The following is a 16471-nucleotide window of genomic DNA, read 5'->3' as shown; positions in this document are numbered from 1 at the left end:
CCTCGGCGGCGGCACACGTCAGACGGCGCTCAGGTGCCCTGTGCCCTGAAAAGCCGCTCGGCGACCGCGGCGCAGAGCCGCGTGACGCTCAGCCGGAGAACGGCTCGAAACTGACCACGGTCACCTTGATGTCGGCGCCACTCGGGGCCGTGTAGGTGCAGGTCTGCCCGGAGCGGCCACCCAGGATCGCCTTACCGAGCGCCGACTCGGGGCTGTAGACGGTGAGGTCGGTGGTGGCGGCGATCTCCCGTGAGCCGAGCAGGAAGGTCTCGGTGTCGTCGGCGTCGTCGTCGAAGTAGATCGTCACGACCATGCCGGGCGACACCGCGTCGGCCGTCGGGGCCTCGCCGACCTTGGCGGTGCGCAGCAGTTCCTGCAGGTAGCGGATGCGACCCTCGGCCTTGCCCTGCTCCTCGCGGGCGGCGTGGTAGCCGCCGTTCTCGCGCAGGTCACCCTCCTCGCGCCGAGCGTTGATCTCGGCTGCGATCGCCGGCCGGTTGGCGATGTGCTCGTCGAGCTCGGCCTGGAGGCGGTCGTACGCGTCCTGGGACAGCCAGGTGGCGGGCGCCTCGTTGCCAGTGGACACAGGCGTTCTCCTCAGTTGTGCGTGGCTGGCTGACAGGTGAACTACCAAGTTACCAGTGCGGTACGACACAGCGTGGCGGCGATCACCGCCGGTGTCCGCCTCCAGCACTCGCGGTCGCCGCGCCGCGACGGGTTGACCGCAGGCGTTGCGGAATGACGTCTGCGCAGCTCAGGCAGGAGGCCGGCAGCGCAGCACCTCGCCGATGAACGGTCGGGCGGAGGTGTTCAGACGGTGCCGGGTGGTGACGTGCCGGTCGCCGGATGCGGCGCTCACCGTGACCTCTTCGCGGGCCACCTCGACGCCGGCGCGGTCCCGGGCGCGCAGCACACAGACCGCCGAGCCGCCCGACGGCACGGTCACCCGGAAGTCGACGACCACCTGGCTGTCCGTGATGTCGGTGTACGTGATCACCTGAGCGTCGTAGACCGGGTCGCCGTACTGCCGGTAGAGCCGTAGCGAGATCAGGCTCAGCACCGTCACCAGCACCAGGAGGACCAGCGCGGCCAGCAGCGTACGGCGGCGGCCGTTGCCGGGCGCCCGTCGGCGACCGTAGCGGCCGGCGGGGAAAACCGGCGCGCCCGGTGAAATTGTGGCGTGCGTCTCGGTCACCGGCGGGTATCTCCTGGCGTTGTTGTCGGCGGCATCGGCAAGAATGGCAGAAGTCCATCCTCCCAGCCCGGCCAAACGGCAGGAATGGCAGGTCGGGCCCCGCGGTGCCGACCGGCAGCGGGGCGAGGAGGGTCCCGGCAGGTCAGCCGGTCGAGCCCGGTCGGGTCCACCGGCCGGCACAGACGAGGAGCGCCGAAGTTGGCAGAGCAGCTGCGTCTCATGGCCGTCCACGCGCACCCGGACGACGAGTCGAGCAAGGGTGCGGCGACGATGGCGAAGTACGTCGCCCAAGGGGTGGACGTGCTGGTGGTGACGTGCACCGGTGGTGAGCGCGGCAGCGTGCTCAACCCCAAGCTCGACCGGCCCGACGTCTGGGCCAACATCGCGGAGATCCGGCGCGCCGAGATGGACGCCGCGCGGGCGATCCTCGGCGTCGACCAGGCCTGGCTCGGGTTCGTCGACTCCGGCCTGCCCGAGGGTGACCCGCTGCCGCCGCTGCCCGAGGGCTGCTTCGCGCTCCAGGACGTCGAGGTGGCGGCCGGCCCGCTGGTGCGCCTGATGCGTGAGTTCCGTCCGCACGTGGTGACCACGTACGACGAGGAGGGTGGCTACCCGCACCCCGACCACATCATGTGCCACAAGGTGAGCGTGGCCGCGTTCGAGGCCGCCGGGGACCCGGAGCGCTACCCGGAGCTGGGTGCCCCCTGGCAGCCGCTGAAGCTCTACTACGACATCGGTTTCTCCAAGGCCAGGATCATGGCCCTGCACGAGGCCATGCTCGCCACCGGCGCCGAGTCGCCGTACGAGGATTGGCTCAAGCGCTGGGACGAGCGCCCGGACAAGGGCCCCCGCATCACCACCCGGGTGGACTGCGCCGAATACTTCCCCGTCCGGGACGACGCGCTGCGCGCCCACGCCACCCAGGTCGACCCGGACGGCTTCTGGTTCCACGTGCCCATGGAGCTGCAGCAGCGTGCCTGGCCGACGGAGGATTTCGAGCTGGCGCGCACCGTGGTGGACAGCCCGCTGCCCGAGTCCGACCTCTTCGCCGGAGTGCGGGAGACGGCGCACGCGGGTTGATTCCGGCCGGGGCTACCCTGGTAGGCAGTCGCACAACGGAGGAACGCCATGCTGACCGCTGCCCAGGTGCTCGCGGAGAACAACTTCGGTGACACCCGCACGGGTGGTCTGGCCGGACCGATGGGCCTCTTCCTCATCCTGCTGCTGTCCGCCGCGACCATCCTGCTGATCCGCAACATGAACGCCCGACTGCGGCGTCTGCCCGACCGGTTTCCCCAGCAGGGGCGGCCGACCGATGCGACCAGGGCCGACGCTTCAGTCGTCGATCCGACAGACGGGACCAGCGCGCATGATTCATCCACGCGCGCTCCCAATGGGCACCAGCAGCAGCGGAACGGGTAGTCCGCGCATGATTCACGCCGAACCGGGTGGTGGACCCCTGTTGCGACCACCCGGTTTGGCTTAGCCTTCCGCCGGGGGGACCAAAAGTCCCCGAGCCGTGCGCGGAAGGGGGCGCCGATGACCGTCACAGCACCGGCCGCCCGCCGTACCGTCGGTCGGTCGGCTGACGGGGGAGGTCGATGACCTCCGGCACGGGCGGCGACCCGTTCGACCGTCTCGGGGTGCACGGCATGCCAGCCCGGCTGCTCGTGCTGACGGCTGCGGTGACGGTGACGGCTCTGGCCGCCGCCGTGGTCGGTCTGACCCTTCCGGCCGGGCTGCCGTCCGATGATCCTCTTGGTGCTCCGGCCCGCTTCGGCATCGCCGTCGCCGTCCTCGCCGTGGCCCAACTCGCCCGGCTTCGCTTCCGCACCTCCGCCGGCATGGTCAGCATCACCTGGGGCGAGGCCGCCCTGATCGTCTGCCTCTACCTCGCGCCGGCCGGCTGGCTGCCGTCGGCCACCCTGCTCGGCACCGGGCTGGCCTGGACGGCGCTGTCGCTGCACAGCGACCGTCGCCCGCCGCTGGAGATCGTCCGGATCGCCGCGTCGCTGACTGCCGCGTCGGCGCTGGCCGTGACCGTGACCACCGCCCTGGGGCATCCGCTGCTCGCCTCGCCGACGCCGATGCTGGCGCTGGCCGTGATCGCCGGTTCGGTGACCTACCTCCTGGTGACCGCGTGGCTCGGTGGCGTGACGCTGGGTCTGCGGCACGGGCTGCCCATCGGGCCGCCGCTGCTCGCCGCGCTGCGCGGCAAGCTGCTGATGTTCGTGGGCAACGTGGCGGTCGGCCTGGTCGTGGTCGCGCTGCTGGAACTGGATCCGCGCTGGTTGCTGCTGCTCCCGCCATTGCTCTGGCTGCTGCAACAGACCTACCGCTACCGGCTGCGCGCGGACCAGGAACGCCGGACGTGGCGTGCCTTCGCCGAGGCCACCGCGGCCCTCAACCAGCTCGACGAGCGGGGCGTGGCCAGCGCGGCGGTGACCGGCGCGCTGGCGCTGTTCAACGCCGAGTTGGTCGACGTCGACGTGGCCCGGGCCGACGGCAGGTGGCGTCGCTACCGGGGAGACGCCGGCGGTCGGCTGCTCGACCGGGAGGTGAGCCCTCCGGACCGGTCGGAGCCCGACGAGTACGAGTTGGTCCGTCCCCTGTCGGTGGGCGCCGCGCCGGTCGGCCAGCTACGGGTCCGGTTCCCGCGCTCCGCTCCACCCGCGACCCGGGAACGGGACGCGGTGGCGGCCTTCGGCGACGCGCTCGCCGCCGCCCTGCACGACGCCGCGACCCATCGCGAGCTGCGGCTGGTCACCGCCCGATCGTCGTACGAGGCGGTGCACGACCCGCTCACCGGGCTGGCGAACCGTACGGCGATGCTCGGCAAGGGCGACCAGTCGCTGCGGCAGCTCGCCCACGACCACCCGGTTGCGCTGCTGCTGCTGGACATCAACCAGTTCAAGGAAGTCAACGACACCCTCGGGCACGCGGCCGGCGACCAGTTGCTGCGGCTGACCGCCAACCGGCTCAGCGCGCTGGCCCGCCCCGGTGACCTGCTCGGCCGGCTCGGCGGCGACGAGTTCGCGCTGCTGCTCACCTCGGTCCCCGTGCTCGGCGACCGGGCCGCGCCGATGGCGCACGCGCTGCGGCAGGCTCGCGAGATCGCCGAGCGGCTGGCCGCACCGACCGAGGTGGCCGGGGTGCGGATGTCCATCGAGGTCTCCGTCGGGGTGGTGGTCGCCGACGCCGGCACCGCCGACCTGACCGAGCTGCTGCGCCGCGCGGACATCGCGATGTACCAGGCCAAGGAGGGCGGCGGCAGCGTCGCCGCGTACGACAGCACCCGGGACGCGGCCAGCACCGACCAGTTGGCCCTGCTGGCCGAGCTGCGCGAGGCGCTGAAGGTCGACGACCAGTTGGTGCTGGCGTTGCAGCCGGCGGTCGACCTGGCCACCGGCGCGCCCACCGGGGTGGAGGCGCTGATCCGCTGGCAACACCCCCGCCGTGGCTGGCTGAACCCGGCCGACTTCATCCGCCCGGTCGAGAACAGCGAGCAGCTCGGAACGTTCACCCGCTACGTGCTCGACAAGGCGCTCGGCGTGGCCGCCGGCTGGGCCCGCGAGGGGCTGGACGTCCCGATCTCGGTCAACCTCTCCGCGCGCAGTCTGCTCGACCCGCGCCTGCCGGCGGAGATCGCCGACGCGCTGCGCCGACATCAGGTGCCGCCGCACCGGCTGGTCCTGGAGATCACCGAGACGGTGGTGATGAGCGAGCTGGAGATCATCGACGAGGTGCTCGCCACGCTCCGGTCGATGGGTGTGCAGCTCGCGGTGGACGACTTCGGCACCGGCTTCTCCTCGTTGACCTTCCTCACCCGGATCGCCGTGGACGAGTTGAAGGTGGACCGCTCGTTCGTGATCCGGATGACCGACTCGCCGGAGGCCGCGGCGATCGTCCGGACCACCGTCGGGCTCGCCCACGAGCTGGGGCTGCGGGTGGTCGCCGAGGGTGTGGAGACGGCCGAGCAGCGGCTGGCCCTGGCCGAGCTGGGCTGCACGTCGGCGCAGGGCTACCACTTCTTCAAGCCGATGCCGGCGGACAAGATCGGCGCGGTGCTCGGGTCGCTGCGCGACTCGGCCGAGTCGAACGTCTTCCGGCTACGCGCCGACGGCGCCTCCTGACGAGGAAAGCCGGGGGTTAACAGGAATTGCGTAGCGGAGTGCGCTTGCAGAACCGGACACCGGGGCGGCAAGTTCCTACTGCATCTGGGGAGCGCTGGCCGCACCGCCCTGCATCGCTAGGGCCAGGCACTCCTGCCCGGACAAAGCCGTGCCCCGGGCGGCATGCAGAGCAGAGGCGGACCCGGGGCTTACGTCCTTCACGGTACCACGCCAACCCACGCAGGTAACCCGTTCGGACGGAGTGACTGAGCATGAGCGCCGACGACCTGCCGGACTGGATTCGCCGAGCGTTCTCCGTCCCGCGACTGAACCCGTACCTGACGGAGAGCGGGCAGGATCCGGATGAAGCGGTGGGGCTCTACTGGTGGAACATCGAGGTATCTGCTGCCTTCTACGGACCGCTGCACTGTCTCGAAGTTGCGCTCAGGAATGCTCTACACGACCAACTCTGCCGCCGATTCGGTCGATCGGACTGGTGGGCGTCGGCGTCGGTTCCCCTGACCGATCACGGCATCCGACTGGTGACCGAAGCGACGCTCAAGTGCCGTCGCAGGGGCCTGACGCCACCCACGGCCGATGATGTCGTCGCCGAACTGAGCTTTGGATTCTGGGTTTCTCTGCTCAGCAATCACCGCGGCTCCTCCTACGACCGGTTGCTCTGGGTCCCGACGCTGCACCTGGCGTTCCCGCATTACTCTGGCCGAAGGGCTGAACTGCACGAGGCGTTCGAAACCATGCGGCTGCTGCGGAACAGGATCATGCACTACGAGCCCATCCACCACCGGGACCTGGCCGCCGACCACCGCAAGCTCTATCTCCTGTTGGGCAGGATGGATCCCACGCTGGCAAAGGAGATCCGAGGGCTGGATCGAGTCGAGACGGTCCTTATGCGACGCGTAGATTTACGTTCGCGAATAGCGCGGCCGGGCTTCTGAGGCTCGCATGGACACCCTCGGCGCAGATCTCGTTTCCCGATCTGACATCGCACGCCTCGCGGGCGTGGAACGCCCGGCCGTCACCAACTGGGAGCGTCGGTACTCCAACTTCCCGAGACCGGTCGAAACGCCTCGCGGACAACTTTTCCAACGAGATGAGGTGGTCGCCTGGCTCTCCCGGCGTCCAATACCTATGAAGTCGCTCCGGGATGACGAACTGCCGGGTAGTACATACGGCTGCCGTGTGGAACCAAGTGCGCAGCCCGGAGCGCAGAGGGAAGAGTCCGCATCCGAAGGGGATTGCCGACTGGTCAGGGAGGTCGTCGGTCTTACGGCAGACCTTCACCGATCGGCGACCCGCGATGGTGTTTTTTGGCACGTCGTCCTGGCGCTCGTATTCCTGCGCCGCTTCCGACCGGTGGTCTGGCACCATCTTCTACTCAACCAGCCGGCCCAACGAAATAATCAGTTCGCCGGCGTATTCGCAGACGCTGGCTTGTTCGAGTCGGCTAGGATTGCCGAGCGGTTGGTCGACGCGCCACCGGCGACTCTGCGCCCCTTGGGTCGCGTGATCGACCTCCTTGACAGCGTGGCCGCGGAGCCGTCTGATCTCCTCGCCGTCTTCGAGCACGCGCTCGACCAGCTCGGCGACGACCTGTCGTACGAGTTTGTCACCCCTCGATCGGCCGCTCGGCTGATTGCGGAGATGGTTGGTCCGATCACTGCTGGCTCGCGTTGTTTCGATCCGTTCTGCCGCACGGGAGAACTTCTCGTCGAGGTCAACCGTGTGGCTGGAGAGGGCGGTGCCGTACCCGTTGTCGTGAGGGGTTCGCACCCCGAACCAGCTTTCGTGGAACTGGCGGAGATGAACCTTTCCATGCATGGGGCGAGTGCCCTCGTGTCGAGGTCGGAGCCGGCTTCACCCGCGATGCCTGTCAGTGAGCGGTTCGACGTCGTGGTATCGAATCCGCCTTTCGGCTCGCTGGCGGAAGCCGACGTGATGCATCGGCGGTATGGACCCTCCCGCAGGCGGGAGTTTAACTGGCTGCAAATCGTCGTCGAATCGCTCGACGAGAATGGGCGGGGCGGAGTCATCATGCCCAATGGTGCCGCCTTCACCCTCAGTCACCGGGATCGGGAAATCCGGCGAGCTCTTGTCGAGGATGGAGCGCTTACCGCAGTGGTGGCCCTGCCCACGCAGCTCTTCCGGGGGACATCGATCGGGGTGACCCTGTGGCTGGTGCAACGTCCATCCGGACAGAGCGGTGAGATGCTCTTCATCGACGCCCAGAAGCTGGGCGTCATGTCCACGCGGACCCGCCGGCAGTTGGCGCCGCAGGACATCGAGGAAGTGTCCCAGGAGTATCGACGCTGGCGGTTGGCCCTCCGGACGGACGGCACGTTTGTCCCGCGGGCCGGCTTCAGCGCGACAGCCACGGCGGCTGCCATTGCCAAACAGAACTACTCGTTGTTTCCGCCGAGCTACGTGGAGCCTGGCCCGATCGCACCGGACCGCGACTCCGAGGCGGACTTCTGGACGCTGGCGAAAGAGTTGGTTCGATTGACCGATGCTGCGCAAGAGGCAGATGCCGACGTCCGCAAGATGTTGAGGGGGTTCAGCGAAGGATGAGCCTGCTGGATGTCGTACCCCGAGGCTGGGCGGAGTCCAGTCTGGGAGATGTCGCCGATATTCGGTCCGGGCCCTCGGGAGCGGCTGTGAAGACGGACGACCGCAGCGCGGACGGCGTAGGCATGATCGCTCCAAAGGACCTACATGACGGGCGGGTCCAGCCGGATGCTGTCAGCCGCGTCCGTGCCGATGTGGCGGCCGCTCTCGCGCCCTACACCGTCGTTCTGGACGACATCGTTGTTACCCGAACCGGCACGGTTGGCCGACTCGCATGGATTCCGTCGGCATGCAACGGGTGGCTTTTCTCCACCAGCCTGATGAGGGTACGTCCTCATCGAGTGGTGTCGCGGTATCTCGCCTACTACCTCGCGCTGCCCGAGGCGCAGGAGTGGGTACGGCGGCGAGCCCGGGGTACGGCTGTGCCGTCGATGAGCGCGGCAGTGCTCGCTGGCCTGCCGGTAGTGCTTCCGCCCCTTGAGGATCAGCAAGAGATCGCTCGTGCTCTCGCGCTGTTGGATGCGCAGGTCGAGGCACACGCCACGCTGAGTCGGTTGGCAGCGCAGACACGGAATACGCTGGCCGGAATGATGATGCGAGGTGAAAGACCGGACCGGCTCGCGCTTCGTGGGTAGCTTTTTCACACTCTTCTGGCATGGCTGGTTATGGTCGTCGGGTGAACCGACTCGCCGACGCCACCAGCCCGTACCTGCTCCAGCACGCCGACAACCCGGTCGACTGGTGGCCCTGGTGCGACGAGGCGTTCGCCGAGGCGAAGCGACGGGACGTCCCGGTGCTCATCTCGGTCGGCTACGCGGCCTGCCACTGGTGCCACGTCATGGCGCACGAGTCGTTCGAGAACGAGCAGGTCGGTGCCCTGCTGAACGACAACTTCGTGTCGATCAAGGTGGACCGTGAGGAGCGCCCCGACGTCGACGCCGTCTACATGACCGCCACCCAGGCGATGACCGGGCAGGGCGGCTGGCCGATGACTGTCTTCGCCACCCCGGACGGCACCCCGTTCTTCTGCGGCACCTACTTCCCGCGCGCCAACTTCACCCGCCTGCTCCAGTCGGTCACCACCGCCTGGAAGGACCAGCGGGACGAGGTGCTGCGCCAGGGCGCCGCCGTGGTCGAGGCGATCGGCGGCGCACAGGCCGTGGGCGGCCCCACCGCCCCGCTGGACGCCCCGCTGCTCGACGCCGCGGCCGCCAACCTCGCCGGTGAGTACGACGCGACGAACGGCGGGTTCGGGGGCGCCCCGAAGTTCCCGCCGCACATGAACCTGCTCTTCCTGCTGCGCCACCACCAGCGCACCGGCGACCCGCGCAGCCTGGAGATCGTCCGGCACACCGCGGAGGCGATGGCCCGCGGCGGCATCTACGACCAGCTGGCCGGCGGCTTCGCCCGCTACTCGGTGGACGCGCACTGGACGGTGCCGCACTTCGAGAAGATGCTCTACGACAACGCGCTGCTGCTGCGCGTCTACGCGCAGCTCTGGCGGCTGACCGGCGACCCGCTGGCCCGTCGGGTCGCCCGGGACACGGCCCGGTTCCTCGCCGACGAGCTGCACCGGCCGGGGGAGGGGTTCGCGTCCGCGCTGGACGCCGACACCGAGGGCGTCGAGGGGCTCACCTACGCCTGGACGCCGGCGCAGCTCGTCGAGGCGCTCGGCGACGAGGACGGCCGGTGGGCCGCCGACCTGTTCACGGTGACCGAGGCTGGCACGTTCGAGCACGGCATGAGCGTGCTCCGGCTCGCCCGGGACGTCGACGACGTCGCGCCCGAGATCCGGGCCCGCTGGCAGCGGGTGGTCGGGCAGTTGCTCGCGGCCCGCGACACCCGGCCCCAGCCGGCCCGCGACGACAAGGTGGTGGCCGCCTGGAACGGGCTGGCGATCACCGCGATCGCCGAGTTCCTCCAGGTCGCCGCGCTGTACGCGTCGCCGCAGGACGAGGACGCCAACCTGATGGAGGGCGTCACCATCGTCGCCGACGGCGCGATGCGTGACGCCGCCGAGCACCTGGCCACCGTGCACCTGGTCGGCGGCCGGCTGCGCCGGGTCTCGCGCGACGGCAGGGTCGGCGAGCCGGCCGGGGTGCTGGAGGACTACGGCTGCGTGGCCGAGGCGTTCTGCGCGCTGCACCAGCTCACCGGCGAGGGTCGCTGGCTCAGCCTGGCCGGTCAACTGCTGGACACCGCGCTGGAGCACTTCGCCGCGCCCGGGGGCGCGTACTACGACACGGCCGACGACGCGGAGCGGCTGGTCGCCCGGCCGGCCGACCCGACCGACAACGCCACCCCGTCGGGTCGGTCGGCACTGATCGCCGGCCTCGTGTCGTACGCCGCGCTGACCGGGGAGACGCACTATCGGGAGGCCGCCGAGACCGCGCTCGCCACCGTGGCGCCGATCGTCGGGCGGCACGCCCGGTTCGCCGGGTACGCGGCCATGGTCGGCGAGGCGCTGCTCTCCGGGCCGTACGAGATCGCTGTGGCGACCGACGACCCGGCCGGCGATCCGCTGGTGGCCGCGGCTCGGCGGCACGCCCCGCCCGGAGCGGTGGTGGTCGCCGGTCGCCCGGACCAGCCCGGGGTGCCGCTGCTCGCCGACCGGCCGCTGGTCGACGGACGGTCCGCCGCGTACGTCTGCCGGGGTTTCGTCTGCCAGCGACCGGTCACCTCGGTCGAGGACCTGGTCGCCGAGCTGGGTTGAGTTGTAGCGCCCGGTAGTTGCCGGCGCCGCGCACCGGGCGGTCGGCGCGGCGTTGTCGAGGTGGGTCACCGGCCCTGCGGATCGGCACGGCGGCCGCCCGGATAGGCTGGCCGCGCTATGGATTCCCGTACCGGTCTGCCTGTTGTCGGCATGGTGGGTGGCGGCCAGTTGGCCCGGATGACCCACCAGGCCGCGATCGCCCTCGGCCAGTCACTGCGTGTGCTCGCGAGCGCCCCCGACGACGGCGCGGCGCTGGTCGCCGCCGACGTCCAGTACGGCGACCACACCGATCTGGCCGCCCTGCGCACCTTCGCCAAGGGCTGTGACGTGGTCACCTTCGACCACGAGCACGTGCCCAACGAGCACATCCGCACCCTGGCGGCCGAAGGGGTGACCCTGTACCCGCCGGCGGACGCGTTGCTGCACGCCCAGGACAAGCAGGTGATGCGGGAACGCCTCACCGAGCTGGGCGCGCCCAACCCCGCGTGGCGGCCGGTCGGCGAGCCCGCCGACCTGGTCGGCTTCGGTGAGCAGGTCGGCTGGCCGGTGGTGCTCAAGGCGGCCCGGGGCGGCTACGACGGTCGGGGTGTCTGGATGGTGGACGACGCCACCCAGGCCACCGAGCTGGCGACCACGCTGCTCGCCGGAGGCACCCGGCTGATCGTCGAGGAGCGGGTGCCGCTGCGTCGCGAACTCGCCGTGCAGGTGGCCCGCTCGCCGTTCGGGCAGGTGGCCGCGTACCCGGTTGTCGAGACGGTCCAGCGCGACGGCATCAACGTCGAGGTGCTGGCCCCGGCGCCCGGCCTGGACGAGGAGTTGGCCGTCGCCGCTCAGCAGCTCGCCATCGACCTGGCCACCGCGCTCGGCGTGGTCGGCCTGCTGGCCGTGGAGCTGTTCGAGGTGCGCGACGACGCGGGCCGGCCGGCGATCGTGGTCAACGAGCTGGCCATGCGCCCGCACAACTCGGGGCACTGGACCATTGAGGGCGCCAGGACCTCGCAGTTCGAGCAGCATTTGCGGGCGGTGCTGGACTACCCGATGGGTGACACGGCGCTGACCGCGCCGGTGGTCGTGATGGCGAACGTCCTCGGCGGCGAGCCGGGCGGAATGTCGATCGACGAGCGGCTGCACCACCTCTTCGCCGCCGAGCCGGGCGCCAAGGTGCACCTCTACGGCAAGCAGGTACGCCCCGGCCGCAAGATCGGGCACGTCACGGTGCTCGGCGACGACCTGGACGACGTACGGGCGCGGGCGGCGCGGGCCGCACGCTGGCTGCGCATGGGGCATGAGTGACCCGGGCGGCCGCGAACCAAGGAGGACCCCGGTGACCACGGTCGGACTGATCATGGGTAGCGACTCGGACTGGCCCACGATGCGGGCCGCCGCCGAGGTGCTGGACGACTTCGAGGTGTCCTACGAGGTGCGGGTCATCTCGGCACACCGGACGCCGGTCGCGATGATCGACTATGGTCGCGACGCCGCCGACCGGGGGCTCAAGGTGATCATCGCCGGTGCCGGTGGCGCCGCCGCCCTGCCGGGCATGGTCGCCTCGGTGACGCCGCTGCCGGTGATCGGCGTGCCGGTGCCGTTGAAGCACCTCGACGGGATGGACTCGTTGCTGTCCATCGTGCAGATGCCGGCGGGGATTCCGGTGGCTACCGTGTCGATCGGCAACGCCCGCAACGCCGGCCTGCTGGCCGTCCGGATCCTCGGCGCCTCCGACGAGACCCTGCGCGCCCGGATGGCGACGTACCAGCGGGACCTGGAGCAGCTCATCAAGACCAAGGACGCAGCCCTCCAAGCCACCCTCCCGTAACCCCTGCGGCCAACCCGGCCGGGTGACGGTGACCGGCGCACGAACCCGGCCCACTCACCGTCCCCACCCACCCACGCCGCCGTGACCCTCCGTTTCATCTCATGCCGCGTAGCGCGGTCTGGAGGCGTTCCTGGGCGCGGCGGCGGCGTTCGTTGCTGGCCCCGAGGACGAGCAGCAGGAGCCCCACGGGGATCAGCGCCAGCCACGGACCGAGGCTGAACAGCGCGTGGATCGCGGCGATCGCGGTGACCGACGCGCCGACGATCACCGGGGCCTGCTGCCGGCTGGACGAGCCGAAGATCAGCACCGCCACCGCACCGAGCAGCAGCAGCATCTGCCGCAACGTGCTGGAATCGGTGGCCAGCACGATCGCCAGCGTCGGCAGGAACGCGGCGACCAACGCCGGCCCGTACGCCACCCAGCTGCTCAGATCCGGTCGGTGCCGTAGTTCGAGCACGCCGACCAGCAGGGCCAGCGCGGCGAACGGCAGCGTGTACGCCTCGGGCAGCGCCACGTCGGCGACGTGCATCAGGATCCACCAGGCGGTGATCTCGCAGAACACCACAGCCCAGAAGAGGATTCGGCGTTCCACCGGCCGTCGTCCGGGACGGGTCGCCGCCACGCCGAGGACCGCTCCCCAGGCGGCCAGCAGGGCGGCGATGTGCCGGGGGGAGTCGAAGGCGAGCGCCAGCGCGATCAGGGCCGCCGCGTACCCGCTCCACTGCACGGTGGCGGCCTCGCGCTGCGCCTCCGGGCGGCGCAGTCGGGGCAGGGTCGCGGCGAACACCTGCAGGACCGCTCCGACGGCGAGCACCCCGAACGCGGACCAGACCGCTGCCAGCCCGACGATCAGGCCGGCGGTGAGCACGAAGAGCTGGGCCATCAGCGAGGCGAAGAGCCAGCCGAGGATGCGCGCCCGCTGGGTGGTGCCGAACAGGGCCGCCACCACGCCCACGCCGACCGCGCCCCCGAGGGTGAACAGGGTCAGTTGCCGGTCGGCCAGGCTGCCGGCCAGGCCGGCCCCACCGGCGGCGAGGCCGATGGCGAAGACCAGCACCCGGGCCAGCCGCAGCGAACGGGCCGGCTCGACGAGGGGCGGTGGCGGGGTCAGGGCGAGGCCGAGCATGGAGATGGTGAAGACGGAGAGCGCGGCGAGCGTGCTCGCCGGCCACCCACTGCCCAGCGCGATGGGCGCGATCAGCAGCGTGACGGCAGCGCCGGGTAGCACCACCGGTACGGCACGGGACCGCCGTCCGCCGCTGAACCCGGTAGCGGCCAGGGCCGCCGTCGCGGTGAGCAGCAGCGCGGTCAGCACGTGGGTCGGGTTGACCACGTCCGCCGGCGGCGTGAGCAGCTCCGGCGGCGGACCCTGCCAGATCCGGCTCAACGTGCGGTGTGGCTCGACGAGGGCGACGACCAGGGCGGGCGCGATCGACGCGACCGCCAGGGCGGTCGGCAACGCGGCGGCCGCGAGCGCCCCGGCGGAGGGGCTGACCCGCCACCGCCGCCGGTCCGGGTCGTCCGGCAGTCGCCGCAGCGCACCGTCGAGGAGCACCGCCCAGCGGCGGACCGGCTGGGCGGAACCGGTGGGCGGCACGGTCGCCGCGCGGATCAGCTCGGCGAGGACACCGAGCAACGCGGCGGCGGCCGCGTAGACCCCGGCCGGGAGCCCGGTGGGGATGGCGGCGAGCGCGCTGATGCTGGCACCGCCGACCACGGCCACGCTGACCCAGGGCAGGTACTGCGGAACGTGCCGGCGTACCGCGGCGACGCCGGCCAGACCGAGGCTGGACGCCGCCAGCGCGGCGGTCAGCACCACCTGTGCCGAGTGCTGGAACTCGACGGCCAGCGCCGCCACCGCGCCGGGCAGCGCGAGCAGCGCGGCGCCGGCCGCCGCGCCACCGATCTGCGCCAGGTGCGGCGGCATGCCCTCGGTCTCCAGGTCGGTCACCTGCGGCCCGGCCAGGACGCGCGCCAGCGCGGCCACCACGATGCCGATCAGCGCGATGCTGCCCAGCGCCAGCGCGGTGGTCCACGGGCGAACCAGGCCGGCACCGGCCCCGTGCAGCGCGACCACCCCGGCCACGGTGGCCCGGGACAGCCCGGCCCGAGCCTCCTCGCTGGCCACCGCCGCCATCCCGTAGACGGTGGCGACCATGGCCCCGACGAGCACCGGCGACCACCAGGGCAGGTCGAACGCGGCCGGTGCGCCGATCGTGGCGAGCACCACGGCCACGCCGGACGCGTCCCACCGCCAGGGCGGCGGGAGCAGGAGGCCGGCGGCGACGGCCAACAGCACCAGCGCGATCGGCGCCTGCCAGGTCGCGCCGCCGGTCGGCGCGGCCGGCCAGCCGCTCAGGTCGCCGTCCCAGATCGGCCCGGGGGTGGCCAGCACACCGACCCCACCGCGCAGCGCCGTCCAGCCGGCGAGCACGCCGATGAGCAGGCCGCCGACGGCGATGCCGAGGATCGGGCCGCGTCGCCACTCCTCGGGCATGGCACGGGCGCCCACGGCCACCACCAGGACCAGGCCGGCGGCCACCGCCAGTTGCCCACCCGGAGCGAGGACCGCGGCGATCCGCACCATTGTGGCGATCAGGGCGGTGGTCACCGCCGCGGCGGCCAGGTCCGAGCCGTCCAGGGTGAGGTCCGAGCGGCGGCCGGCGTCGATCGACGGGGCCAGGAAGAGCAGCACCGCGGCGACCAGCAGCAGCGCACCGACCCAGGCGTCGGCGACCGTCGCACCGGGTGCGCCGAAGGCGGCGGCGGTGACGACGAGCGCGCCCAGCCCGGTGCCGACAGACAGGGGCGCCGGGATGCGCCGCTGGGACACCTGCACCATGGCGGCGTACCCGAGGGTCACACAGACGGCCAGGAAGCTCGCCGCCAGCACCGGGACGGTCGCCTCGCGGAGGCTGGCCGGGGTGGGGGTCTCGTCGACGGGCATGGTCGCGGCCACGAACGCGGCCACCGCTCCGGGCAGCGCGAAGGCCGCCCCTCCGGCGGCCCAGTCCGTGACCGTGTCGGCGGCGGCCGACGCGATCCGGACCCGGGGCGCCAGCGCGACCAGCGCGCCGGCCGCGAAGAGGGTGAGCAGGACCGCGGCGGTGAGCGCCGGACGGGACAGGCCGGCGCCCGCGCCGAACAGGCCCACCACGGCGGCGCCGGCCGCGTGGGCCAGGGCGGCCCGGGTGGTACGCGCGGAGAGGCCGATGACCCCGATGCCGATCGCGGTGACCACCATCGGCCAGGGCGCCGAGGCCCAGCCGAGCCCGAACGACGCCGGTACGGCGAGCGCAGTCAGCGCGGCCCCGGCGACCGCGAACTCGCGGCGGATCTCCGGCGGCAGGGCCAGCACCGCGGCGATGGTGAGCAGGAACGCGGCGGCGGCGAGTTGCCACGTGGTCGGGCCGACGGCGGCGGCCAGCTCGGCCGGGTACCTGTCCAGGTCGGCGCTCCACGCGGGCAGTGCCGCCCGGACCGGGGCGACCCCGGCGCGCAGTGCTCCTCCGGCGACCACCAGTCCGCTGACGGTGAGGGCGACCGCCGAGGCGATCTGCGGGCCGCGTCGGGCGGTCTCGGGGACCGCGCGTACCGCCAGCCCGGTCACCGTGATCACCGCCGCGATCAGCAGCAACGCCTGGCCGGGCAGGGCCACGGAGACGATCCGGCCGAACGCGCCGATCACGGCCAGGGTGAGGATGCCGGCCGCCACGTCCGGCAGCGGTGGGCGGCGCAGCACCAGCGCGCCGGCCAGCCCGACGGCGGCGGCCAGCAGGAGCACCAGTCCGGCACCGGTCGCCGTCGGTACGGCCTCTGCCCGCAGCAGGGCGGTGACCGCGTACGCCAGGGCGACCGCGACGGCCACCGCGTGCAGCGACCAGGTCAGCTCGCGCAGCCCGGGAACCGCGCGGGCGGGCCGGGCGTCGACGGTGCCCGCGCCCGCGTCGATCAGCTCGCCGGCCTCCTCCGGGTCGGCCTCCGGTCGCGCCTCGGCGGCACGTTGCCGGGGCGCCGCCGATCCGGTGGCCGCGTCCGGCAGGTCCTGCCGG

Annotated in this window: 12 protein-coding genes; 9 read left to right on the top strand and 3 right to left on the bottom strand. The window is 71.9% G+C overall.

All coding sequences use genetic code 11. The features are described from left to right. Positions 1–88 precede the first annotated feature (88 nt). Complete coding sequence (gene greA / locus AB0J68_RS10830; protein WP_354854199.1) at positions 89–586, bottom strand: transcription elongation factor GreA; 498 nt, start codon at positions 584–586, stop codon at positions 89–91. Between the two features lie 168 nt (positions 587–754). Then, positions 755–1195: a DUF4307 domain-containing protein gene (locus AB0J68_RS10825; protein WP_363937786.1), complete on the bottom strand. Its 441-nt coding sequence runs from the start codon at positions 1193–1195 to the stop codon at positions 755–757. A 198-nt stretch (positions 1196–1393) separates the two neighbouring features. Here AB0J68_RS10825 and mca point away from each other — a divergent pair, with 198 nt between their 5' ends. The 9 genes from mca to purE all read left to right on the top strand — a co-directional run bounded on the left by mca (position 1394) and on the right by purE (position 12419). Continuing rightward, a complete protein-coding gene (mca, locus tag AB0J68_RS10820; RefSeq protein ID WP_354854202.1) occupies positions 1394–2275 on the top strand; it encodes a mycothiol conjugate amidase Mca in 882 nt (293 codons plus the stop codon). A 48-nt stretch (positions 2276–2323) separates the two neighbouring features. Then, positions 2324–2617, top strand: a complete 294-nt coding sequence (locus AB0J68_RS10815; protein WP_354854204.1) for a hypothetical protein — start codon at positions 2324–2326, stop codon at positions 2615–2617. 230 nt (positions 2618–2847) lie between these two features. Beyond that, positions 2848–5328, top strand: coding sequence for a bifunctional diguanylate cyclase/phosphodiesterase (locus AB0J68_RS10810; RefSeq protein ID WP_355063219.1), 2481 nt, complete (start codon positions 2848–2850; stop codon positions 5326–5328). Between the two features lie 251 nt (positions 5329–5579). Further along, entirely contained in the window at positions 5580–6263 is a 684-nt protein-coding gene (locus tag AB0J68_RS10805; RefSeq protein WP_355062997.1) for a hypothetical protein, read from the top strand. Positions 6264–6831: 568 nt separating this feature from the next. Next, positions 6832–7893, top strand: coding sequence for an N-6 DNA methylase (locus AB0J68_RS10800; protein ID WP_363937782.1), 1062 nt, complete (start codon positions 6832–6834; stop codon positions 7891–7893). Next, a complete protein-coding gene (locus AB0J68_RS10795; protein WP_363937779.1) occupies positions 7890–8525 on the top strand; it encodes a restriction endonuclease subunit S in 636 nt (211 codons plus the stop codon). Before AB0J68_RS10800 ends, AB0J68_RS10795 begins: the two co-directional genes overlap by 4 nt. A gap of 41 nt (positions 8526–8566) precedes the next feature. After that, positions 8567–10603, top strand: coding sequence for a thioredoxin domain-containing protein (locus AB0J68_RS10790; RefSeq protein WP_363937777.1), 2037 nt, complete (start codon positions 8567–8569; stop codon positions 10601–10603). A gap of 117 nt (positions 10604–10720) precedes the next feature. Continuing rightward, positions 10721–11896 (top strand): 5-(carboxyamino)imidazole ribonucleotide synthase, encoded by a 1176-nt coding sequence (locus AB0J68_RS10785; RefSeq protein WP_363937774.1) that lies wholly within the window; start codon positions 10721–10723, stop codon positions 11894–11896. A 31-nt stretch (positions 11897–11927) separates the two neighbouring features. Then, positions 11928–12419, top strand: a complete 492-nt coding sequence (gene purE, locus AB0J68_RS10780) for a 5-(carboxyamino)imidazole ribonucleotide mutase (RefSeq protein WP_355063003.1) — start codon at positions 11928–11930, stop codon at positions 12417–12419. 94 nt (positions 12420–12513) lie between these two features. Here purE and AB0J68_RS10775 read toward each other — a convergent pair. Beyond that, positions 12514–16471: permease (locus AB0J68_RS10775; RefSeq protein ID WP_363937770.1), on the bottom strand; the 3958-nt coding region annotated here is incomplete at its 5' end.

The organism is Micromonospora sp. NPDC049580 (assembly GCF_040675595.1).
Lineage (GTDB): Bacteria > Actinomycetota > Actinomycetes > Mycobacteriales > Micromonosporaceae > Micromonospora.
This window is presented reverse-complemented; position numbering and strand designations above follow the sequence as displayed.